This is a genomic window from Niastella soli, assembly GCF_017742245.1.
Taxonomy (GTDB): Bacteria; Bacteroidota; Bacteroidia; order Chitinophagales; family Chitinophagaceae; genus Niastella; species Niastella soli.
The window spans coordinates 681,356-703,235 of record NZ_JAGHKO010000005.1 but is presented as its reverse complement, the minus strand read 5'-3'; the positions used below and the strand labels follow the sequence as shown (position 1 = coordinate 703,235).

The 21,880-nt window shown below is 39.5% G+C and carries 21 protein-coding genes and 1 CRISPR repeat array; of the genes, 6 read left to right on the top strand and 15 right to left on the bottom strand.

Annotated elements, in window-relative coordinates; genetic code table 11:
* Nucleotides 1-66 precede the first annotated feature (66 nt).
* Entirely contained in the window at nucleotides 67-309 is a 243-nt protein-coding gene (locus J7I42_RS23295) for a hypothetical protein (protein WP_209141283.1), read from the top strand.
* A gap of 96 nt (nucleotides 310-405) precedes the next feature.
* Here the strand turns inward: J7I42_RS23295 and J7I42_RS23290 are convergent, their stop codons facing one another.
* The 4 genes from J7I42_RS23290 to J7I42_RS23275 all read right to left on the bottom strand — a co-directional run bounded on the left by J7I42_RS23290 (nucleotide 406) and on the right by J7I42_RS23275 (nucleotide 2,507).
* Complete coding sequence (locus J7I42_RS23290; protein ID WP_209141282.1) at nucleotides 406-945, bottom strand: hypothetical protein; 540 nt, start codon at nucleotides 943-945, stop codon at nucleotides 406-408.
* A 254-nt stretch (nucleotides 946-1,199) separates the two neighbouring features.
* Nucleotides 1,200-1,418 (bottom strand): hypothetical protein, encoded by a 219-nt coding sequence (locus tag J7I42_RS23285; RefSeq protein WP_209141281.1) that lies wholly within the window; start codon nucleotides 1,416-1,418, stop codon nucleotides 1,200-1,202.
* A gap of 17 nt (nucleotides 1,419-1,435) precedes the next feature.
* On the bottom strand, nucleotides 1,436-2,092 hold the full coding sequence (locus J7I42_RS23280; RefSeq protein WP_209141280.1) for a LexA family transcriptional regulator: 657 nt from the start codon (nucleotides 2,090-2,092) through the stop codon (nucleotides 1,436-1,438).
* Between the two features lie 4 nt (nucleotides 2,093-2,096).
* Nucleotides 2,097-2,507, bottom strand: coding sequence for a hypothetical protein (locus tag J7I42_RS23275; RefSeq protein ID WP_209141279.1), 411 nt, complete (start codon nucleotides 2,505-2,507; stop codon nucleotides 2,097-2,099).
* Nucleotides 2,508-2,887: 380 nt separating this feature from the next.
* Here J7I42_RS23275 and J7I42_RS35720 point away from each other — a divergent pair, with 380 nt between their 5' ends.
* The 4 genes from J7I42_RS35720 to J7I42_RS23255 all read left to right on the top strand — a co-directional run bounded on the left by J7I42_RS35720 (nucleotide 2,888) and on the right by J7I42_RS23255 (nucleotide 5,009).
* Complete coding sequence (locus J7I42_RS35720) at nucleotides 2,888-3,115, top strand: helix-turn-helix domain-containing protein (protein WP_209141278.1); 228 nt, start codon at nucleotides 2,888-2,890, stop codon at nucleotides 3,113-3,115.
* A gap of 223 nt (nucleotides 3,116-3,338) precedes the next feature.
* Nucleotides 3,339-3,881: a hypothetical protein gene (locus tag J7I42_RS23265; RefSeq protein WP_209141277.1), complete on the top strand. Its 543-nt coding sequence runs from the start codon at nucleotides 3,339-3,341 to the stop codon at nucleotides 3,879-3,881.
* Between the two features lie 29 nt (nucleotides 3,882-3,910).
* Nucleotides 3,911-4,372, top strand: a complete 462-nt coding sequence (locus J7I42_RS23260; protein WP_209141276.1) for a hypothetical protein — start codon at nucleotides 3,911-3,913, stop codon at nucleotides 4,370-4,372.
* A 148-nt stretch (nucleotides 4,373-4,520) separates the two neighbouring features.
* Nucleotides 4,521-5,009 (top strand): pentapeptide repeat-containing protein, encoded by a 489-nt coding sequence (locus J7I42_RS23255; protein ID WP_209141275.1) that lies wholly within the window; start codon nucleotides 4,521-4,523, stop codon nucleotides 5,007-5,009.
* Between the two features lie 37 nt (nucleotides 5,010-5,046).
* Here J7I42_RS23255 and J7I42_RS23250 read toward each other — a convergent pair whose 3' ends face one another.
* The 5 genes from J7I42_RS23250 to J7I42_RS23230 all read right to left on the bottom strand — a co-directional run bounded on the left by J7I42_RS23250 (nucleotide 5,047) and on the right by J7I42_RS23230 (nucleotide 9,118).
* Nucleotides 5,047-5,967: an ADP-ribosylglycohydrolase family protein gene (locus tag J7I42_RS23250; protein WP_209141274.1), complete on the bottom strand. Its 921-nt coding sequence runs from the start codon at nucleotides 5,965-5,967 to the stop codon at nucleotides 5,047-5,049.
* A gap of 55 nt (nucleotides 5,968-6,022) precedes the next feature.
* Nucleotides 6,023-6,529 (bottom strand): hypothetical protein, encoded by a 507-nt coding sequence (locus tag J7I42_RS23245; RefSeq protein ID WP_209141273.1) that lies wholly within the window; start codon nucleotides 6,527-6,529, stop codon nucleotides 6,023-6,025.
* A gap of 122 nt (nucleotides 6,530-6,651) precedes the next feature.
* Nucleotides 6,652-7,074, bottom strand: a complete 423-nt coding sequence (locus tag J7I42_RS23240; RefSeq protein WP_209141272.1) for a site-specific integrase — start codon at nucleotides 7,072-7,074, stop codon at nucleotides 6,652-6,654.
* Between the two features lie 2 nt (nucleotides 7,075-7,076).
* On the bottom strand, nucleotides 7,077-7,706 hold the full coding sequence (locus J7I42_RS23235) for a hypothetical protein (RefSeq protein ID WP_209141271.1): 630 nt from the start codon (nucleotides 7,704-7,706) through the stop codon (nucleotides 7,077-7,079).
* A 194-nt stretch (nucleotides 7,707-7,900) separates the two neighbouring features.
* Nucleotides 7,901-9,118 (bottom strand): site-specific integrase, encoded by a 1,218-nt coding sequence (locus J7I42_RS23230; protein ID WP_209141270.1) that lies wholly within the window; start codon nucleotides 9,116-9,118, stop codon nucleotides 7,901-7,903.
* A 616-nt stretch (nucleotides 9,119-9,734) separates the two neighbouring features.
* On the opposite strand from J7I42_RS23230, the gene J7I42_RS23225 reads away from it, so the two are divergent.
* On the top strand, nucleotides 9,735-10,331 hold the full coding sequence (locus J7I42_RS23225; protein ID WP_209141269.1) for a hypothetical protein: 597 nt from the start codon (nucleotides 9,735-9,737) through the stop codon (nucleotides 10,329-10,331).
* A gap of 1,289 nt (nucleotides 10,332-11,620) precedes the next feature.
* Nucleotides 11,621-15,326: a CRISPR direct-repeat array (repeat unit 30 nt; unit sequence GTTTCAATTCCTCCATGGTGCGATTATAAC).
* A 207-nt stretch (nucleotides 15,327-15,533) separates the two neighbouring features.
* On the opposite strand, the gene cas2 is transcribed toward J7I42_RS23225, so the two are convergent.
* The 6 genes from cas2 to J7I42_RS23195 all read right to left on the bottom strand — a co-directional run bounded on the left by cas2 (nucleotide 15,534) and on the right by J7I42_RS23195 (nucleotide 21,865).
* On the bottom strand, nucleotides 15,534-15,797 hold the full coding sequence (cas2, locus tag J7I42_RS23220; RefSeq protein ID WP_209141268.1) for a CRISPR-associated endonuclease Cas2: 264 nt from the start codon (nucleotides 15,795-15,797) through the stop codon (nucleotides 15,534-15,536).
* A 1-nt stretch (nucleotide 15,798) separates the two neighbouring features.
* The gene (cas1b, locus tag J7I42_RS23215) at nucleotides 15,799-16,803 is read right to left on the bottom strand and encodes a type I-B CRISPR-associated endonuclease Cas1b (RefSeq protein WP_317196255.1); all 1,005 of its coding nucleotides are present in this window, start codon (nucleotides 16,801-16,803) and stop codon (nucleotides 15,799-15,801) included.
* Between the two features lie 63 nt (nucleotides 16,804-16,866).
* Nucleotides 16,867-17,373 (bottom strand): CRISPR-associated protein Cas4, encoded by a 507-nt coding sequence (gene cas4, locus J7I42_RS23210; RefSeq protein ID WP_209141266.1) that lies wholly within the window; start codon nucleotides 17,371-17,373, stop codon nucleotides 16,867-16,869.
* Nucleotides 17,374-17,375: 2 nt separating this feature from the next.
* Nucleotides 17,376-20,111, bottom strand: coding sequence for a CRISPR-associated helicase Cas3' (gene cas3 / locus J7I42_RS23205; RefSeq protein WP_209141265.1), 2,736 nt, complete (start codon nucleotides 20,109-20,111; stop codon nucleotides 17,376-17,378).
* 32 nt (nucleotides 20,112-20,143) lie between these two features.
* Entirely contained in the window at nucleotides 20,144-20,920 is a 777-nt protein-coding gene (gene cas5, locus J7I42_RS23200; protein ID WP_209141264.1) for a CRISPR-associated protein Cas5, read from the bottom strand.
* Between the two features lie 6 nt (nucleotides 20,921-20,926).
* Nucleotides 20,927-21,865, bottom strand: a complete 939-nt coding sequence (locus tag J7I42_RS23195) for a type I CRISPR-associated protein Cas7 (protein WP_209141263.1) — start codon at nucleotides 21,863-21,865, stop codon at nucleotides 20,927-20,929.
* Between the last annotated feature and the right edge of the window lie 15 nt (nucleotides 21,866-21,880).

Genomic DNA, 21,880 nt, shown 5'->3' with positions numbered 1-21,880 from the left:
ATAGCAACAAATAGCCCAAGGCGACGGGTTGTCGAATAAGTTACCAATAAGTGTGATGTATTTGGCTTGTATAACACTAGCCAAAAGCTGGACCGGCACACGGCCAACGATTTCAAATACCGCTATCTTAAATTAAAAAACCATCCATCATTACAACAACTACTCTTATATACAGACAGCTTATACCAGACTGATCCCGGTTTTTCCGATGAAGTTTTGCATAGCGAAGATTCCGTTCGTAAGATGATTCAGCAGTTGGTGAATGCAAAGGAACGGGAGGTGAATAATTTAAAAAGGAAGATGAAATAAAAGCGCCGAAATGCATGCACGTTAGGCTTATAAATAGATTCCACGGTAAATTGTTTCGTTAATTAATTATTTTCATAAGCGTCAATTCTTTACCGGTTATTCAAAAGGAGATTTCCCTTTAAACAAATAAACATCTCTTGAAATTTCTTTTGACGTAGTGGGAAAAGAATGAGGTTCACATTTTTTGTTGGAATAAAAATTTTGATGTATTACATATTGCATTTGCCTATCATAGAAAGCATCCCGTATTCCCAATGAAATATAATCACAAACAGATGAACGATTTTTCCCTATTGACAAAACTCCTAATGCTTTCATTTTTGAAATAAGAACCTGGATAGAATTATACCTTATACCATTTTTTTCAAACTCGGAAGCAATCTCTTTTTCCGTCCTTATTTCAGAATCAAAAACTTTATTGTCAATGGCAAAATTTGTTACATTGGATGTATACTCCAAATAGAAGGGATGTATGTTTGACAGAGAATCGTAATAACAAATCAGCTTTCTAAACCGATCTTCATTTCCCCTGATTCGATAATCTCCATTTTTACATGCTGTTATAAAAACAAAGCAGATAAATGGGAATTTACCGATCAGGGAATACCCGGCACCAAAAAATTTACTTTCTGCCATATCTTTTACTTTGTGGATCTAATAAAACAACAGCTTCAAAAATTGCAGTGTTTAATTTTTATTCAGTTACTTCTCCTCTCTTGTCACGTACCAATATATCTGATTGAAAGAATTTATAATTTAAAACAAACTTATGCCTGATATTACAATATAAGTAATCATACGAAATGTTCAAAGAAAAAAAGCCCCGATGTAGAAACATCCGGGCTTCATGGTAATGGTACTGATTAGTAGCTTTATTAAAACAGGGGCTATCAATATTTGCCTATAATAACCGATTCTTCCAATATTTCACTATCCGACAATCCGGTCACTTCCCTTATAATCTTCATGGAAGCAGCTTTAGTGAGATTATCGCTATTCTTTTGAATATACCGGGCTATAGTAAACTCAGTACAGCCCAGGGCATCCATCAACCGACGGCGGGTGACGGGGTTGTTTATTGCTTTAAGTGCTTTTTGATTAAGTTTCATAACTGGATAAGTTTTGATTAGAATTTAATTAATGCTGCACTTACCTTAAAAATGGCTGCTATCTGTTCCAGGCTTTTTTCAACGGGCGGGTGCTTAAATTGGTCAGGGTTATCAGCAACCAGGCGGATACAATTTTCCTTTTCACCCTGATAAACCCTTCGGACTATCCCCTGCCAGTTGGTGTCGATGACATAATAGTACTGGCCAGGAATAAGAGATCGATTATCGGAAAGCCGGACTATAGCTATACGGCAACCATTGCAAAACGTGGGTTCCATGCTATTACCGATCATTTCAATAGAACCTTCCACCGCACCAAGACAAGGGGCACTTATACGATCAACAATTAATTCCGGTTCATTATTAGAAAAGATTACCATGCCACTGGCCGCTTTACCATCGGATTGTGGAACCGCAGGACCTGCGCTGGTCAGAGGAATTCTTAATGTTGCCGGATGTTGTTTTACAAGTTCAAAGGTCTCTTCATCCAGGCTAACTTCCATCTTATCCAGGTAACCCTTCAGTTTATAATATTCCTCAATACTACTTGGTTTTGTCCCTTTTTCCCATTTATATAGCGTCTCCTTTGCAATACCCGTTGCCGAAGCAATAGCAGGCATCTTAGCGTTTGATCGGCTCCTGTATTCACGAAGGCGGATACCAATATCTTTCATACCTCTATAACTGCCTTTCGTTTAATGTATCCACCTGATTACTTCCAGCCGGTCTATTCCTTTTGCATTTTTTCCGTTCCTGCCTACGCCGATGCTTATGCATCCTATTTTTCATGACAAATGCCAATTCAATAACCGCTTCTATTTTTTCGTAGAAATGAATATGATTATTTCGATCAAGCGGCTCAATGGCTACACTACGCTGACTGGAAAGGACTTCCGTTAGCCATTCCCATAAGGTTTGGCGGACCTCATTTAGATGGTAGCATTCAAAAAAATCGTCCAGTACCAGCAGGGGATCTTTTTTCTGTTCTTTGGTGAGGCGTAATGGCTGGTTGTACCATTGTGGGTGTTTGTTATAGGTCTTACCAGAAAAGGATATCCCAGGACGGGAGGTGTTTAATGGCTCATTCATTTGAAATGATTTTAGGTTACGTGATATGGTTTGATGAGCCTAAAAGAAAGGAAGGTTCCCGGGGCGGATTAAAACGGGCCAGAAAACTAAAGGGTTGGAACCCACCTGCCTTTTGCCACACGGGCTCTGACTAAGCCCACCACCTTTCGGCGGCCAAATGCGAAAAGACATAAGTAGGCCCAACCCTATAGTGCAATATAAGGATTGGGCGCTTTACTTACCTCGCATTTGTGAATTAGTCAGATTCGTGTGGCGAGACTCGTAAGCGTACCTGTTTTACTTGAAGTACTTCAAGGTTATATTAATACATCAAAATTAATGCAAATAATGACATATTCGTCATTAATCAGATAATTCTTTATTCACATCTTGGCTAGCATATGAGCCAGATACGAGATAATAAATTATTACAGAAAATTGCGATTGTCATTAAGGAACTAAGAGAAGAAAAGGGAGTATCCCAGGAAGATGTATATAATGACATAAATATACACGTTGGTCGAATTGAAACGTCTAAGGCAAACCTATCTGTTAGTTCCCTATCCGCGTTATGCAAATATTTTAAGATTAGTTTATCCGACTTTCACAAAAGAGTTGAGGGCCTATAGATTCTTTTAAAATTACTACTTCGTTAAGTGGCATTTCCGGCAAGGTGCAATAGTTTAATCGGACAAGATTTGATTTATTTAGATCCACTAAAACCGGCATTTACATGTCTACCAATATAGTGGCTTAACTTTAATTACTCTCTTACTATTGAGCATTTGGCAGTAATCCCTGAACATTATGCTATAGAGAGTCGACACTTCGGACAATTAATAAGATAAGAAAATGGGATTTGGTTTTAATTTATATTTTGTTTTTATCCTTGTTCCGTTGACAGGAATTCTCTTAATGATTTGGTTGCTGACAAGAAAGAAAATCTTCGGCAAAGCAGTTGGGCTAATAGGAATTGGAATACTTGGACTTGCACTTTTTTTAACAGTTGTTCAATGGTTGTCAGTTAAAACAGATTTAAAGAAAAAGGACTATTACGGACAATACATCGTTAATCGGGCCTATTTCCCAGGCAAACAATCAAACTGGCAATATGAAAAATTTAGGTTTGAAATAAAGAACAACGATTCCATTTATTTCTACGTTACAGATAAAGAGAAAATACTAAAAACATATCGGGGCTCAATTACAACTACAAATTCATACAGTTCGGAACGACTTGAACTTAAAATGGAGCAACCAACTCATCATATTATGACAAGTAATCCGACCACTTACCGAAGTACCTGGAGTTTTTATTTGGTATTTTACTCTCCAAAATTTAACAACGTTTATTTCAAAAAAGGTCAATGGAAACCTCTAGATGAGGTAAGATAAAAAAACTAATCAATCTAAAGCTTTATTCAATGAAATTTTTTAACCGGATCTTTCGTAGCAATATGGTCGACTGTCCAAGATGTTTGGGAAAAGGAAATGTCGACGTTGAAGACATTAAGCGGCTTAAAAAAGAATTATTCTGGGCGCCCGGAAAATGTGCCTACTGCAATGGAATAGGAAAAGTACCTCCTGACAGAATCGAAAAACTAAGCGCCGATTTCGAATATCTAACAACTGACTTGCCATCATGGGAAAGACTCAAGGTAATTAATGGGGATAAGGATGCACTTAAAAGAGCCAATGAGCAGAAAGAAGTAATTCAAAAAATCGTTGAAGAGATAGAACATTTATATTACATTGAAAATAAAGAACCTGGCGAAATAGCAGCTTACTTTTTTCATAAGCGGGGACAATTCGTATATTCCGCATCTGAAAAACAAGAGATAATTGACTACGTGGATAGAGTAATTAAAAGCAAACGAAAAATCTAGACAGATGTACCCAAACCCCATAAGCTCCGTAACGCTAGTCAAATATTTTCAAACCTATGCACAATATCACCTTGATTTGCACGCAACATAACATTAGTAGAAAAGAAGCGCCAAGTAGAATAATAGACGTTAAAGTCAAACTTAATTTATGGACAAAGAAAAATTTATTAAGAGTATAAAACCAAACAAAGACGATAGTGGTATAAATTCAAATGAGGATATGTCGTTTAATGAAATAAATGTTCGCGATGCAGAAATCATTCAAGTTAATTTAGATGACTTAATTTCTGTAAAATCTATTTACCAAAATGTAAAATTTGAAAACGTTTCACTGTATTCCAGCTATTTGGTCGAAACTACCTTTGTAAACTGCTTATTTATAAATGTAGATTTTACCAAGTCAATTTTATATTCAATAAAATTTATAAACTGTATTTTTAGAGAGTCTTCGTTTTTTAGAGCTGAAATAATGGGGGGAAGTTTGATTGAATGCAAATTTGAATTGTGTGAATTTTCGAATATCATTTTTTGTGACAATAAGATAATTGATTCAACCTTTGATATTAAGGGCGGGAATTCGGCTATAATTAGCGACAATAAAGAGATAGATTCTAATTGGTTATTCAGAGATATTTGAGGTCAAATTTAAAATAGGTTCTCCCGGCCCGAATGCCCTACCCTATAAAATTTTTAGTTTTACAAACAACGTCTAACATCCATTTATATTGATCTACTGTTTGCAGTTTTAACAAAAGTTGTTCAGGGAAATTATTAATTCCAAGTAGAGCACCTGCTATCTGGCCGGCAAGGGAGGCATTGGTATCTGTATCACCACCTTCATTAATTATGTTTTCGTACATTTTGTGCAAGCCAATTTTGTTAACCTGCGTAGCCGCGAAGATGGCAAAAGGAACTGAATTTACTACATATCCATCTTTTCCTAATTCAGCAATGGTTTTTATATCAGACTTGTTTTGAATAGAATTAATTTCAATAAGTCTGTCACGCACCCGTGTATCAGGTAATTCTGGAACTATTAGATCAAACAAATTATTTTCACCGGTCCAGGCTCCTGATATTACCGCTCTAATACTTAGAAATATAGCCAAAGCTCCAACATAGGCTTCGTCATTCCGGTGAGTAATCCTACAGGCATCTCTGATATCCTCCCTTGTTATATTGCCAAGGAATGCAAGCGGAGCAATACGCATGGCAGCACCGTTACCTGCTGCAAATTCTCCGGATCGTCCAACCTGACTCCAATGTGCTCCGGCCTCTAATTCAACAATAGCCTTTAGTGTACTTGCCCCAAGACCTGTTAACCTTCTTTCTTTGTAATAACGCACAAAAGTCCGCGCCAGCAGGCCGGAATCAAAGACTGGGGACGTACAGATGGTTTCACAAGTCGCCATGGTCAGTTGGGTATCATCAGTAAAAGCCCATTCTCTAACCGGCGCCTTTATTTGACCTAAAAAGAAAGTTGTTTTATTATTCGGAGTGCTTATATTTTCAAACGCACTACCCCAAGCATCCCCAATTGCACCACCTATCATACAGGATTCGAACTGTCGTTTTAGCATATCAAGATCGGTCATAGTGGAATCGATTTTCTATCCGTTCTACCTATTAATGATTCCTTAGGTCTCCCAGCTACCCTCCCCAAACAGGGTCATCTAAACTCGGTGGAGGCACATTATAAGCCTTGCGTGCAAAATATAAAATACAACAGTCAGCAGCATCTGCAGGTTGAATGGAATCTATTTCATACCAAAATTCTTTTCGATCTGTTGAATAATATTTCCACGTTCTGGTTTTTACGTTTTTTTCAGAGAATAAAGGACCATTAGCCTTGAATACTTTATGACTATACCACAAATAATCTTTATAATTCATTCTTGCAAATACTCCTGAATAAATACTAAACATTTGTGTAGTAGTCATGAGAAAAAAATTCCCATTATCTAATTGACAACTCAAAACTGGAGCATCGCCTCCTGTCAAAAAGATATCATATTGTGGTAGTGAAAAGTCAGGGATGTATTCTTTAAATACGTGAGTATGTAAAACATCATTCCCTGTAATTAAATTATCAATTCCATTAGAATATCTCCTGGTCAATTTTTCAATAGCTTGTGTATGAAAATCTAAGGGTTCCATAATACTACACTAGTTAATTAAAGTACGTACGATCGAGTAAAGCTTAATTTGATTTCCGAACTTTAGTTATGTTATCAAATCTGAGTTTAGACTTTCCATTCTTTATAACATAGAACAAATAATTAAACCGAGCAATCCGGCATTTCAAGTAACATTATAGCTTCTCCAAGCCCCAGATTTAATTCCGTTTTCGTATGGTGAGTGATACGGTAGTGGCAAACGAATGCCGGGCAATGTGATAGGTCAAGCTTCTTATGTATCCCACACACGTCAGCAATCTCCTTTAGATAAGCATTCATTTTCTGGTTGCTGTTGATGGGCAGAACCACATCTTTACCCTGGCAGTGCGGATAGTCTTTGTACCGGTCAAGGATGGTCAGTGCAGCAGGTAACAAAGGAATGCGGGCAGAGATATCCGTTTTCAGCCTACGGCTGACCAGCCACTGTTCGCCATCAACGCCGATGATGACCTCGGAGCGTTTGAGCTTCTTTACATCCCCCGAAAGTCGCCCAAGGTAGTTATAGAAAAATCTTCTACTTAACATACTCAATTTTCAAACATTTTCTGATATACATTATTGTGAATCCATTCAACTTCCATCTCGGGACTGGTTTCGCTGATTTTGGAGAATCGGCTAAATGTTGCTTTTGCCCAATCGTAAGGCTGGCTATTATTTAAATAGGGCCCAACTACGCCGACCATCCATCCGTCTTTTGCAGACCAATGCGGTTCCTCCGTTTTAAATTGAAATACGTAATAGCTGAATGCAGTGTCGTTTTTCACATATTCAACTCTTTTTAGTAATTCAATCTTTGAAGGTTTTGTATCCAATTCGGTAGGAAATAGCAGCCAGCTGACTAATCTGCTTTCTGTTGCTACTTCAAAAGAATTATATTTCACCGGGAATAGATATTGTTTATCAAACCTTTCCAGTAAGTCGTAAAAATCCGCCCGTGTTTCAACCTTACTGGCAAAGCTGTCTATGGTTTCCTGCGATAAGCTGTCACCGGAATGAAGTTTGTGATAAACGCTTTCAAATACTGTACTGTCATATTCATGTATGTTTAACCGTGGCTCGACCCTGCTCATAGGATTAAGGGCAGGATGTGAATTGCATGCGATTGTTGCTAATGTGAGAATAATGAGAATTTCGGCAATAGGTTTAGGGTTGACCATATTATTCAGGTTGCGGGGTATAAAACTTTAATTTAAGATATTTACCAAAGTCAAAAGAGCAAATCAATTGTGACGCACCTGCCATAAGCGGCGATCTTTTAAGGTTTTTTTCATACGAACCATAAAAAAGGCAGGGGATTAAACCCTGCCAACACGTCAAATATAATAATAATTCCACCTTACTTACAAATCATTCACCTAAACTTCTCTCTCAACCCCTTCATATCCTCCCCAATCTTCTTATCCAGGATCTTCGCATAATGCTGCGTAGTGCGAAGGTTGCGGTGGCCCAGCATCTTTGAGACCGTTTCAATAGGTACCCCGTTAGTAAGGGTTACAGTAGTGGCAAAGGTATGCCGGGCAATGTGGTAAGTAAGTGTCTTACTTATCCCGCACACATCAGCAATCTCCTTCAGGTAAGCATTCATTTTCTGATTGCTGTTTATGGGCAGTACCACGTCCTTACCCTGGCATTGGGGATGGTCTTTGTAACGGTCAAGGATGGTAAGGGCGGCGGGCAGTAAGGGAATCCGGGCGCTGATGTCCGTTTTCTGCCGACGGCTTACCAGCCACTGTTCACCATCCACGCCGATAATGATCTCCGAGCGTTTCAACTTCTTTACATCGGCGTAAGCCAGACCGGTATAACAACTGAACAGGAAAATGTCGCGCACCACCCGGAGCCGGTCAGTGGGAAATTGCTGGGCAACCAGGGTTTGCAGTTCTGTTTCCGTCAAGGCTATGCGTTCGACTTCGCGTAAAGTCATTTTGAAATTGGCAAACGGATCTTTTATCAACCAGCCATGACGCACGCACCGGTTGATCACTTTGCGGAAGTTGGTCAGGTATTTTATGGTGGAGTTGTGATTACACTTTCGTACACTCTTTATCCAGAATTCGTACTCGCTGATAAACTCGTAATCCAGCTTATTGATGTCGATATCATCCACCTTGTACTTCCACTGCAAAAAGGAAAGGGTATGCCGGTAAGCTGTTTCAAACCGTTCCAGGGTGCCAGGCGCGTATTCCAGACCTACCAACTCCGCCATTTGGTCGTTATGTTTCTTAAACACTTCCATCAACATGTACTTATGCGTCTGGATCTCCTGGCCATGAAATACAGTTTTAATATTCTCCGCTGTTACCGGGTGGCCATTATGTAGTAATTGCTGCCGGGCTTCATACACTTTCCGCTGCAACAGGTCAAGGTAAGAGTTAAGAGACCGAACGTCCTCCGTTTTACCCTCTGCCCTACCGGCATCGCCATTCCATTTTGCCGGATCACATTTCCGTTTGGTGCTGATATCACAACCAATGCCATCTACTGTAATGTGCAGGTAAATAAAATGCTCAACAACTTTAATGCTTTTGGATTTCTTGATGAAGAAAAACAAACCGAAACTCTTTTCCATAAATGACGCTTCATTTAATAGTTTAAAATTACCCCAACGGGGCAGTTAAAATCAGAGTTCAGTTCTTACAAAGTGTTAATAAACAGCGCCATGTGTAAAGTTACTCGCGTCTTTATAAAATTAGGTATGACGCAACGGATGACGCGAGTAAACGCCCCCATAAAGTGCAGTAAAACCAGGTATGCCTAAAAAGCAAAAAACCTGCAAATCGTTGATTTTGCAGGTTTTATTACTTTAATTTTATCTCAATTAACTGAGGCTGGCGGGCTGTAGGTTACAACTTTCGAACCGGTTTGTTAAGGATCTCAATAATATTGTATATTTCTACAGTGAGTATTTGGCAAAGATTCAAATATTAACGTGAAAAAGACATATCTGTCGGTGATGGGGATAAGGTTCGAACAAAAAGGCTAATTGAAATAAAGATTTACTAAAGATTATAAGTCTGCTGGATGATATAAACCTAACCTGGGTCGTATTTGTGCTACCCGGTAATAACCGCGTTTTTTTTGCTAAGAGGTTAAAATAACAGCTTACAAAAATTGTTTTTTGTTAAAAGTAGCGTATAATAGCGGAGATGCATTGTTGTGCCCAACTTTAAACAGACATTCCATTTATGTTAGGACTCTTCAAAAAGAAACTTCCCCATTGCGACACATTGTTTGAGAAATATCTTAGTCCATGGTATGACCAAGAGGACAGACCAACAATGACACGACCAGATATGTATGTTATTAGCGGTTTTGACGGGCAACCTTTGAACTTAGACAAAATTCAATATTTGCCCCAGGATTTGTTGGAGTACAATAAAAAGCAATTGCAAACAATGGCGGACGCTGCACTGAACGACTATCAACACATCATAAAGTCGGACAAGTTAGACCTTAATGTTCTTGATGCGGTTGACAAACATTTCAACCGCAAAATGATAGCTGAAATTATAAGCAAAAGTGACCCAAAAGATTTTTCCAATGACTATGTAATTGAAGTCTGTGAGTTTGGTGCAATGTTAGGACATTTGTTTATTCAAGTTGACGGTTATGGATGGCTTTATTCCCATCCTTATTTTCATTCAATCATTGTTCATAAAGACACAGGATTTGGCATAACCGTTTTTGATTGGGCTGTAAAGAAATTTAGTGAGTATGGCGTTGACGATGGTTTTGCTGCGAAGTTTCAAATGGCTCTTAAAAGCGTAAAAGAGCCAAAGTAACAAAAGCGAACGCACACACAACATAAGCCATTTCAAAACGACACCTTACTAAAACTTATGAGTACAGGAATTGACATCAAATTCGTACAAGAGAGATACCAACGCATGAGCGATGAGGAGTTAATCAGAATTGCGACACAAGACGCTTATGGTTTGACACCAGAAGCAATGCAGGTGGTGAAGGGAAACGGACAAATCACTTGCAAGACCATAATGACTACTTGAGTAGCTTCACATTAAGTGTGATTGGCGAATTAGAAACGTACAAAGGCCACAAAGAAAAGTTACAGCAAATCTTGGCGAGACAAAACGGCTTATAACAACAAGCGGTTTTCTGCTATGCCGGCCAACGACTATCTCCTGATCTATGTGCTACTATCAGCTTAAGTTCCGCTGACAGAATACAACTCAGCAAAAGTGAGTACCGTCAACTGCAGTAATTCTCTTGGGCTTTTGTACCGGGCTGACAGATCAAAAAATACCAATTGCTTCAACGTTGACTACAATTTAGGATGATACCTGTCGTATACTTGTCAGGGATATGGAAATCCGGACAGTACAAAATCTAATTATTATTATAACACTTCGAACCCACCAATTACTTGATAGTCAGAGTTTAATTCAAGGATGAGTTAATCTCGTGGAAATATTTCGAACAAGAAAAAGCCTTCAAATCCAACGACTTGAAGGCTTTTTCAATTTTCCGCGGAGAGAGAGGGATTGCCTCCGGCGATCCCTAAGGTGGGGATCGTCAAAACTAAACAAGTGCGGCGCTATCGCGCCTGGCCTTTTTCCTTTGTCCGGTTTGGCGAGCAAGCTCGCCACCCTCCCAAATGAAAAATGCCCCCTATTGGGGGCACTTATTTTGTTTTGCGGAGAGAGAGGATCACCTTCCCCGCTTATATAATACTGTTATCTAATCAATTACAAAGACACTTTCAAATCACTCACAAGATCACTCACTACCATTTATTTCCTTCATTGCAAATCGTACCTAAATGTAATGAATAATTGAATTCAAAGGACGAGCTGTAAAATCCGGTGATGTTGGTTCTTCGTCAGCTTTGGTGGTCGTTTTTAGGCCGATTATTGTTCCAGGCAATTTATTTGATTCAGGCCAGTCTTACCTTTTGCTCGCGAAGATCAAAAAGGACGCTTTGAAGGCCATATTTCGCATTTAGGGATTGTTCTTAATAAAGAAGATCTTTTGGCTGAAATGGTGTTGGATATATTATTTCATTACAGGTATCCCATAATTGGTAAAGGACCTATAGAAATGGCGCCTTCAAAGGAAAATTCCTCCATGATGCGATTATAACTTTTCAGCATTATATAGGCCACTTCGCGGATCCACGTTTCAATTCCTCCATGGGGCGATTATAACCCTACATCGGATTGTACTGTTAACTAATCAACCTGGCTTCAATTCCTCCATGGTGCGATTATAACCCTTTGATCTTGGGATTGCTATTGATAAGGCAGATTTGTTTCAATTCCTCCATGGTGCGATTATAACCGGTGAATCTGTGCTCGGTGTTCGCTACAAAGCTGGGTTTCAATTCCTCCATGGTGCGATTATAACTGAATCAAAAGGATGGTAAAGCGAAAACTGCCAGGTTTCAATTCCTCCATGGTGCGATTATAACCAGATTTGCCTTACAGATCGCAGTAGCTGAATCCAAGTTTCAATTCCTCCATGGTGCGATTATAACTTTGCAAGTAACCGTAAGCCATTTAGAGAGATGTAATATGTTTCAATTCCTCCATGGTGCGATTATAACCATCCTATACCAGAATATAGAAAGGCTTTAATCAAGTTTCAATTCCTCCATGGTGCGATTATAACCAAAGACCCGCACAAAGTAAGAATTGTTTACTTCTTGTTTCAATTCCTCCATGGTGCGATTATAACCAAAGACCCGCACAAAGTAAGAATTGTTTACTTCTTGTTTCAATTCCTCCATGGTGCGATTATAACAGCTCTTCAACATTTTTTACCGCATTGGTATATTCGTTTCAATTCCTCCATGGTGCGATTATAACTTATCGTAAATCTCAGATTGGCGGCGCTTCTTCATGTTTCAATTCCTCCATGGTGCGATTATAACAAGCAACCAGAATTGCAAGAAGTCATTAGCATACTGTTTCAATTCCTCCATGGTGCGATTATAACTAATGTTCTTTTAAAGGGCTTTCTGGTATTTGCTGTTTCAATTCCTCCATGGTGCGATTATAACCCACGCCAGCGAAAACGCTCAGGCGGGCGCTAACGAGTTTCAATTCCTCCATGGTGCGATTATAACCTTTGCGCTTTTGATTGCGTAACGAGAATATATCTGCGTTTCAATTCCTCCATGGTGCGATTATAACAGTTGAGTGTGAACGGTAGTGCTATTGTTGCTGAGTTTCAATTCCTCCATGGTGCGATTATAACCGGAGGCTGATAGGTCGCTAACCTCTACAGACTTGTTTCAATTCCTCCATGGTGCGATTATAACTACGTAGGATAGCTTTATAGCCTTTCACGGACATGTTTCAATTCCTCCATGGTGCGATTATAACATTTTTGTAGGGGCTATCACATTCAAGCTATCACTGTTTCAATTCCTCCATGGTGCGATTATAACAAGAGGTGCACATTTAAACCCAATCCGGTTTTATGTTTCAATTCCTCCATGGTGCGATTATAACAATGAAATATAGTTTCATTGTTTAATCTTAATTGGTTTCAATTCCTCCATGGTGCGATTATAACTAGTTTATATAAGTATCGATGTTTGTTATATAATGTTTCAATTCCTCCATGGTGCGATTATAACCACCAGGGCATACAGATTATCGTCGACCGTGCATTCAAGTTTCAATTCCTCCATGGTGCGATTATAACAATGAAGTCAACGCCCAGGTCGTGAGTGCCTAGCTTGTTTCAATTCCTCCATGGTGCGATTATAACTTTCTCTTTTTGGTCTTCCTGTAATTCCGTATACACGTTTCAATTCCTCCATGGTGCGATTATAACAATCTGGCTTCCAATGCCTGTAACTTACTTATTAGGTTTCAATTCCTCCATGGTGCGATTATAACCTTTTACTCCCACCTAAAAAGACATCTTTTTTTACATGTTTCAATTCCTCCATGGTGCGATTATAACCCGGCCCGACTTAAAATCGGTTCACAATGCCACACAGAAGTTTCAATTCCTCCATGGTGCGATTATAACTGGTGGTTTGCTATTAATGTAAACAGGATGATCGCGTTTCAATTCCTCCATGGTGCGATTATAACATCATTTCATATTTTTTCAAGTAAAAATCTTTACGGTTTCAATTCCTCCATGGTGCGATTATAACTGGCTGACAACGATCCGCAATGGTTTAAAGACTTCATGTTTCAATTCCTCCATGGTGCGATTATAACTTTACATTTGTAAGGCACGGATTAAATATTAATAAGTTTCAATTCCTCCATGGTGCGATTATAACCTTAAAGTGATCAATGATAGTGGATCGATAGCTAGGTTTCAATTCCTCCATGGTGCGATTATAACCTGTGGCCTTATAGAGGTGAGTGGTGGGTTGTGCTCCGTTTCAATTCCTCCATGGTGCGATTATAACCCTTTCACGCCAGCGCCTGCCTATCTGTTGTTCATGTTTCAATTCCTCCATGGTGCGATTATAACATAATTGCACTAAGTTATGCAGCTGCTGGATTGGTCCGTTTCAATTCCTCCATGGTGCGATTATAACCCGAAAACAAACGATTTAAATTACAGTATACACTGTTTCAATTCCTCCATGGTGCGATTATAACCAATTTCGATGTATTTATTCCAAACCTTTCACTCACGTTTCAATTCCTCCATGGTGCGATTATAACTTTACCTCCCAATTGCGCACAGTTTTATCAGTTATGTTTCAATTCCTCCATGGTGCGATTATAACCATCCATGGCCGGCAGTACGCCTGATAGTAATCAAGTTTCAATTCCTCCATGGTGCGATTATAACATGCAGGCCACGTCTGCGACTCTCTTTCATTAAAACTAGTTTCAATTCCTCCATGGTGCGATTATAACGCTTCAATACTCCTTCGGTTAAATTAATCTCAACTTGTTTCAATTCCTCCATGGTGCGATTATAACTAACTCAATCTGACCTTAATGATAGCGCTTCTGCGTGTTTCAATTCCTCCATGGTGCGATTATAACAATGACAACTCTATGTACTGGCCGAACGTTATTTTGTTTCAATTCCTCCATGGTGCGATTATAACCATACTTGAACTGCACTTTAAAGCGCAGGTAATCCTGTTTCAATTCCTCCATGGTGCGATTATAACCCACCAACTGCGCGGCAATCTCATGCCGTACTGATTTGTTTCAATTCCTCCATGGTGCGATTATAACCTCAGTTTATTTTCTTTCAGGTAGTCATCATCCGCGTTTCAATTCCTCCATGGTGCGATTATAACTGTTCCGCGGAACAATCGGTTTCTTCCGCGGAACAATGTTTCAATTCCTCCATGGTGCGATTATAACGAGGCCGTAAAGCTTACGGAGCGTATTGCTCAACTGTTTCAATTCCTCCATGGTGCGATTATAACGAAAACCCGCCGTCCCGTGTGCAGGCGCCAACCCTGTTTCAATTCCTCCATGGTGCGATTATAACTCAAAGCAGGTTCATTCGAGGTGTTATCTTACGAGTTTCAATTCCTCCATGGTGCGATTATAACTGCGCAGATGGACTAACGACAAACGGAGTAGACAAGTTTCAATTCCTCCATGGTGCGATTATAACTACCGGAAACCAGAAAACTCTCCCGGATAGCAAACCAGTTTCAATTCCTCCATGGTGCGATTATAACTTCAAGGCGGGTTCGTTCGAGGTGTTGTCTTATGAGTTTCAATTCCTCCATGGTGCGATTATAACTGTTTGGGTTGGCTGGTTTAATGAAAGGACTTATAAAAGTTTCAATTCCTCCATGGTGCGATTATAACCCGTTTATTGCAGCCGTATAAAACATTGTTTTTCAGCCTTTTTAGTTAAATAATCATCTTTATTGGAACTTAAAAAATTGTCGTTCCCCATTTCTATGATTCTTAGCGGGCATCGACAACCACGTCTAGTTTCTTTCGGTGTGGCAATTCCCAAAAACAAGGGTATAAAAACTATATTTCCCTTCCGCAATAACATGACAACGACGACTAAAGTATATTATCCAGATCATTTTTTTCTTGTCCAACTATCTGCTTTTCCAGCCATTTCTCCTCGCGGCTTTTGAAGATGATCAGGCTGTCCTTTTCCTCTTCCATTATGCACTTCGCTTCATGAATGAGTTCCTTCAGTTTAACACTGGTAATTTCTCCTTCAAATACGCTGTTCTGTATCCAGTTCAGGTAGCGGCGGCATAGTTTGAGCATTTTAGCTACCCGCTTTTCTCCGATATCATACACTAGAATTATGTACATATTACCACCAGGCTTTAAATGGCTTATACTCCTCCATACCCAAAATATGCTTAGCCAGCTTATAACATTCCAGCTTTACCAGGTGCTTATAACTTACGTTCCGGCCAAGCGACCTGTGTTTAATGGTTTCATTCAACTTTTCATCCCATGCCTTTACCACAGTTTTGCGGCCACTGTCTTTCAACAGGCACTTATTAAGCCTTGTGTCGAAATCACATTCCCGCACCTGCTTTTTATTTAACAAAGAAAATATCAGCCGGTCTGCAAGTATCGGTTTAAATATTTCAGCCAGATCCAACGCCAGTGAATACCGGCGTTCTCCCGGTTGATGCAAAAAGCTGATAGTAGGATTTAACTGGGTATGATAAATCATGTCGAGACATAGAGTATAACACATACTGTTTACGAATGATATCATGGCATTTACTTCATTCGATGGCGGCCGTTTAGTGCGCTGTCCCATTTCAAAATTATTAATAATTGCAGCAAATGCGTCATAATAACTCATACGGATATTACCTTCTATTCCCATAAGGGATTCGATATCGGTAGCGCAGGAAATAGATTGCATTAGCGTTTCTATAGAAGCAATTTGAGTCGAAGTATCCTTTTCCCGGTTATTGTAATATTTCAGATTTTTAATCATATTGAAGGCTGCACCATCGGTCAATTTTTGAGCAATTGCCAGTCTTTTTTTAGGTTTCATATAAGCGTCTGCCTGGGCGACCAGCATTTTTCCTGCCAGCAAATAATCTTTAGGCGTAAAGGAACCGGTGTAATGTTCATAATAGTCAAAAAAATGTACGCTTACATGTTCTTTACCTAAAAAATTATATAAAGCACTGTTGGCATCCAAACTGCCAAACACATAAAGATTATCCACCGTTTCAACGGGTATATATTTGGGAGTGCCTGCATTACCATCTTCATCCACAGGAGTGAATTTGAGGGTATTATCTTTTCGACTCATTCGGCCAGGGTTGAAAAGGTAGTAAGACTTTTTCACTGTGATAATGAAATTTATTAAAGGCCTATAAATTCGATGATGCCCGGATTCGTATTGGCCAATTCAGGTTTCTGTGATATAACAAAAGTCGTAGTACGAACATTGCTTGCATAATCTGGCTTTGATTACCGGGGGACAGCTTTCACCACCAATGATGGCTTCAATTTGCTGCACAATTTGCCTCAGATAGTTCTGGTCTTCATCTGTAAATTCAATATTTTTGGTTTGCCGCAGCTTCGGATATTCGAGGACGCCTTTTACTCCTTCAATCCCGTTTTGCTCCAGCAACCAGATATAGTATTTTACCTGCCATTCATGCGCTTCTTCCATACTGTCGGATTTTTTTACCTCATGTATCACCTTGTTTTTTGCATCATAAAAGTCTATTTTACTGCCGCCTATTTTTAATTCGGTATATTTTTTCGCCCGTTGGGGATAAGTTGTTTCCCCAATGAGTTTGCCTTCGGCTACGGTGTCGGAAGTTTGTTCCATGCGAATGCCGTTGGCATGAAGCCACATTTCCCGTTTGCAGATGTGATAAAGGTTAATGAGGGTAGCATTGATGTTCATGGTTAAATGAAATTTGAGGTCATGAATACTTCGTTATTCAAGCCGTTTTCATAACTATATGGCTTACCTTCTATCCTCTTTTCGTTCCAGCCATGCAGATAGAGATAGCCATATTTCTCTTCACCAAATAATTGTAGCTCCTTATAGTCATTTGCAAACTGCATTAGGGAAAAAGTGAATTTTGACATGATTGAATGCAATCGCTTAAAGTCTATCTTTTGCTGAATATCAAAGCCCCGAACCTGTTTTTTATGTTCCATATGTCGTTCGATTAGTCGTTCATAGAGACTCCAAACTGCTACTCCGGAAATCTGGTTCTCCAGGTTAGGATAAATGTCAAATTGAGAAAGAAAATCCAACTCCGATTGGCTGAAAATGGTATCCCGTTCACTCTGCTTTGCCCCATCAATTGTTAAATGCAAATCAAGCGGTACAAATACACAAGCACTTTCCTGCTCTATAATGCGAAATCCACGATCAACTTCCGGGTAATTAAAATGAAACAGGCCATCAGTGTAATCCATAATAGAGCCTTTGAATAACGGTTTATTGGATTCATCAATAAATCCAATTACCTTTTCATAGAGTTGCGAAAAATCTTTTCCTGTTAGAATGGCCTGATAGATTTCGCTATCTATCTCCTCACGGGTCTTTTTATATCGATAATCTTTTCCATAAAGTATATGGGCGTCATCCATTTTGAAAAGGTATACTTCGCAAGCAGTCTTGCTGGCATTACGGTTAACACGACCTGCAAGCTGTTCGTCCGAATCTATCAACGAGACGTTCTTAAATCCTAAATCCATATCGATATCCACACCGGCCTCTACTACCTGTGTGGTTATCAGCAAGATGTTCTCTTTACTATTGCCCCGTTTGATATAGTTGATTATTTCCTTGCGCCTTGATTCCAGCACAGTACCCGAAAGCAGGAATATTTGATGAAAGATACCAGTATTTTGTATTTGTTGAAAAAACTTAGCAGCCGATTTCTTGTAAATAAATTCTACAATGGTCTTTACACCGTTGTGTTTTGCCGCATAAGCAATCGACTTTTCAAGTACGAAATCTGCCAATCGGTCAATCTCTATTTTACCCAAATCAAACAACTCAAAATTAAATGTAACACGTTGCGAAAAATTGGGATTAGTAATGTATTTTCTCGCATTCGGTAAAAGATCCACAAAGTCTGGAACATTATTCATTCCCTTTTTTAAACCACTGATCTTGGGCAAAGTAGCTGACATCAACACAAACCGGATATTGAAGTGCTTTGCATACTCGCTAATGAAAAAAAGCATCTTATCCCATACATTCGGATTGTAGGACTGCAACTCATCAATAATCACTACACTATTTGCCATCCTGTGCAAAAGGTAATTGACTTCCTTGCTGTTGGTCTTCAGGATATCAAAGAACTTTACATGTGAAAGTAGCGTAACAGGATAAAGCCCAAAGAGATGGTCGATATAATCTTTTTTACTGTCAGCATATAGTCCATCCTTTCTCGCCTCCTCTTTTATATCGGTTTTTGATGCTAACCCAGCCTTACTATGCCATTCAGCGATCTCATTATCCTTTAGTCCGGTACTTTCTTTTAATGATCCGAAAGTTTGAGTAATGAGTGTAGTAAAAGGAAAAACATAAAAGATCTTGTTAAGTTCCGGATTGGCAAGCAGCAGTTCTGTCGCTATAATGGCTGAAAGGTTTGTCTTTCCACCGCCTGTAGGAGCCTCCAGGTAAAACAGCCGTTTTCCTGCATGCGCTCTTATCGTCTGAATAACCTCAACTGCCATCTCTTCGCGTAGCTTGTTCAGGTTATCCCTTGAACGGATAGCAGGGTGTTCAAAACAATAGCTATTAGCCTTACTAAAGGCAGCCTGGTTATGTTTGAATGAATGTAGGTGTGCCGCAATTTGCTCCACCCTTTCCCTTTTATCGAACACACCAAAATCAAATGTTTCACCTTCATTCCCATTTTCATTACTAGCTGTATAATGATGCGTTGCTAAATAATCAGCCGCGGTGAGCAGTGAAAAATTTAGTTTGATGAGTGTGTAAAAAGGAAAAGGTTTGTACGCCCTGCTCCACCTATTGCCTAGCCAAACCTTCTCCATGTCATCAAGGACTTTGATGACGTTTTTCTCATCGAGGGACCAGTTGTACTGCTGAATATAACATCGAAGAGATTCAAACATACCCTTAAAATCCGACAGATAGCCATTACTTTCAGTTATTGAAAAAAGTGCCGGACTGTGATGCTGATTAATGCTGTAGGAGAGCAAAAAACAGTGTGCTGCAAGGAGATACTTTGAACTATCTGAAACAGATAGTTTAAAGATGGAATCAATGTAATAACAAGAATAGAGAAAGGCACCCAGCTTAGAATGCCCATAAGAGGGCTTTAATAAGATGTTCTTATTTTCAGTAAAGCCATTGAAATTCTGCATTCGCAGGAGTTGAAAGTTTTCATTGATTTTCCCAAAATCATGAAAAACGATTGCGCCTACAAAGCATTGTTTAATAATTACTGCACATTGTGCTGCATCTTCCCAGCCGGCTACATGCGCTGTTATCAGTGAATCGATGACGGCATCCAAATGATGCGCTCTTACTAATTTTTCTGCATACCTATTGACTAGTACTGTATGCGCTGCCAGCAGCTCTTCTTTCTTTGAAGGATGAATATGCGCCCAATACCGGTCATGTCCGTCAAGACTGCTTGCGATATCAGGCATATTGGTCAATATGTCTGCAAAAGATGGCAACATCAGAAGAGTTGGATTATTTTTTCTTCCCGTAAGGATGTCAGTTGATAAAGCGAAGAGATCTTAGATTCAGGCTTTAATTTCCAGTCTGTGAATGCAAAATCACTTAGCTGGTACTGCATTAGTTCTTCATTAAACCCGGTAGGTAGTCTTTCGAAATAACTGAAAGTTCCAATAGATTCCAGATTATCGAAGGCAAATGCTATCTCTGTTTCCGCCCGTTGGTTGCGTACTGAACCTTCTTTTACAAAAAGGCTATCTATCCTGAATGAAGCAGATGGTTTCAGTGGCAGGGTATTCCACTCCTGCATATGGGTTACCCAGGCCTGGAATTCATTTTTTCCTAAATACGGGATATACTCACATTGTTCCGTGCAGATATACTCATGAATCTTTGCCTGCGTTTTGTTCGTTAAATCTAATTGCAGATAGCAACGGTAGGCTGGCTTTATTAACATTGTTTCCTCTACCAGCAGGTTGCCATCTGCATTGGCATAACCAACTCCATTGGTATACTTTACCGATGTTTTTTGGAAGTTGCCGCACTCGTGCCGCAAAGGTTCAATGCCTACTGGCATGTCTTTAAGTAGTTGATAATACTGCGGTAATTCACCCTTTAGCTTATAGCCTTCCAGTCCGGTAATGGCTCCCAAAATACCCAGCAATGCAGGCTTGTGAAGCATATTATACGAAAGCTGCAGTCCATCGTTAAAATCAGGCTTTTTGAAAAAAGCAAAATCCGCATACAGGTCAAACGAAATCAATTTTTCATTTACCATAGCCCCTTAATTTAGTTCATGTACCTGTACATTGGCAGGGAGATTGACAACGGTTGTGATAGCAGTATTATAATACACTTCGATCTTCTCCACCTGTGCTTTTACAGCCTCTTTTTGCAACAGGGCCGTAACCTTTGCAAAATCAATGCTCCGCCCTTCGTCCAGACCGACCGTTACCAGTTCTACAAAAGAGGGCATTACCATTTTCGATTCTTCTTTCAACTGCACCCAAAACAACAGCTCATTTTCCACTCCGGCCTTGGCCGAAGAATCGTAGAATGTAACACCATTTCTTAACGCCTCCTTTAGTTTTTCAATATCGTCCGCAGTTACGCCAGTGCTGTCCACGGCCTTGTTCATATCTTCCAGGTTACGTGGATTTATCGACAAATGATGTACATAATGACCTTCTTTTAATTTGAATTGGTTGCCCAATGTGGTTTGCATTAAATCAGCACTATCTTTGTTGGAGTTTCGAAAGGGAGCAGAGATCTGCTCTGAATAGATCACTCCTTCAGGAAAGCGGTTTACGCCATGAGTAAACTGTGTAGTACCGTGAATAGAAAGATTAGCGCCTTCTTCAGCAAAGGTACCTCCGAACAGACGAACATCTACGCATTGCAGCAAATTACTCAATACCGCTTTGCGGGCTTTTGAACTATCTTTCTTATCCGCCTTTGGGAAGTCACCAAAGTTCTTAACGTATGTTTCCTTCAGATTGCGCGGTTGCATTTCCTCACTATAACTCTTGAAATAGAAAAGCTTTTCTCCGGGATAGTTTTTAGAGATATAGTTGCGAACAGAATATTTCAACACCTTATCAGTTGCATACACGGTACCATCTGGCAGGGTTCTCGGCTGATGACTAAAGTCGGCATTGTAATTGGAATTAATGGCTTTGATTATAGCGCAACCAAATACCCGGTTATTGAATGGAGTGCTCATTTGTAACATTTTTGG

Bases quoted from the DNA above. Each gene is read 5' to 3' on its own strand.
- J7I42_RS23290 (WP_209141282.1), bottom strand. From the start codon at position 945: ATGGCAGAAAGTAAATTTTTTGGTGCCGGGTATTCCCTGATCGGTAAA.
- J7I42_RS23285 (WP_209141281.1), bottom strand. From the start codon at position 1,418: ATGAAACTTAATCAAAAAGCACTTAAAGCAATAAACAACCCCGTCACC.
- J7I42_RS23280 (WP_209141280.1), bottom strand. From the start codon at position 2,092: ATGAAAGATATTGGTATCCGCCTTCGTGAATACAGGAGCCGATCAAAC.
- J7I42_RS23275 (WP_209141279.1), bottom strand. From the start codon at position 2,507: ATGAATGAGCCATTAAACACCTCCCGTCCTGGGATATCCTTTTCTGGT.
- J7I42_RS35720 (WP_209141278.1), top strand. From the start codon at position 2,888: ATGAGCCAGATACGAGATAATAAATTATTACAGAAAATTGCGATTGTC.
- J7I42_RS23265 (WP_209141277.1), top strand. From the start codon at position 3,339: ATGGGATTTGGTTTTAATTTATATTTTGTTTTTATCCTTGTTCCGTTG.
- J7I42_RS23260 (WP_209141276.1), top strand. From the start codon at position 3,911: ATGAAATTTTTTAACCGGATCTTTCGTAGCAATATGGTCGACTGTCCA.
- J7I42_RS23255 (WP_209141275.1), top strand. From the start codon at position 4,521: ATGGACAAAGAAAAATTTATTAAGAGTATAAAACCAAACAAAGACGAT.
- J7I42_RS23250 (WP_209141274.1), bottom strand. From the start codon at position 5,967: ATGACCGATCTTGATATGCTAAAACGACAGTTCGAATCCTGTATGATA.
- J7I42_RS23245 (WP_209141273.1), bottom strand. From the start codon at position 6,529: ATGGAACCCTTAGATTTTCATACACAAGCTATTGAAAAATTGACCAGG.
- J7I42_RS23240 (WP_209141272.1), bottom strand. From the start codon at position 7,074: ATGTTAAGTAGAAGATTTTTCTATAACTACCTTGGGCGACTTTCGGGG.
- J7I42_RS23235 (WP_209141271.1), bottom strand. From the start codon at position 7,706: ATGGTCAACCCTAAACCTATTGCCGAAATTCTCATTATTCTCACATTA.
- J7I42_RS23230 (WP_209141270.1), bottom strand. From the start codon at position 9,118: ATGGAAAAGAGTTTCGGTTTGTTTTTCTTCATCAAGAAATCCAAAAGC.
- J7I42_RS23225 (WP_209141269.1), top strand. From the start codon at position 9,735: ATGTTAGGACTCTTCAAAAAGAAACTTCCCCATTGCGACACATTGTTT.
- cas2 (WP_209141268.1), bottom strand. From the start codon at position 15,797: ATGTACATAATTCTAGTGTATGATATCGGAGAAAAGCGGGTAGCTAAA.
- cas4 (WP_209141266.1), bottom strand. From the start codon at position 17,373: ATGAACATCAATGCTACCCTCATTAACCTTTATCACATCTGCAAACGG.
- cas3 (WP_209141265.1), bottom strand. From the start codon at position 20,111: ATGCCTGATATCGCAAGCAGTCTTGACGGACATGACCGGTATTGGGCG.
- cas5 (WP_209141264.1), bottom strand. From the start codon at position 20,920: ATGGTAAATGAAAAATTGATTTCGTTTGACCTGTATGCGGATTTTGCT.
- J7I42_RS23195 (WP_209141263.1), bottom strand. From the start codon at position 21,865: ATGAGCACTCCATTCAATAACCGGGTATTTGGTTGCGCTATAATCAAA.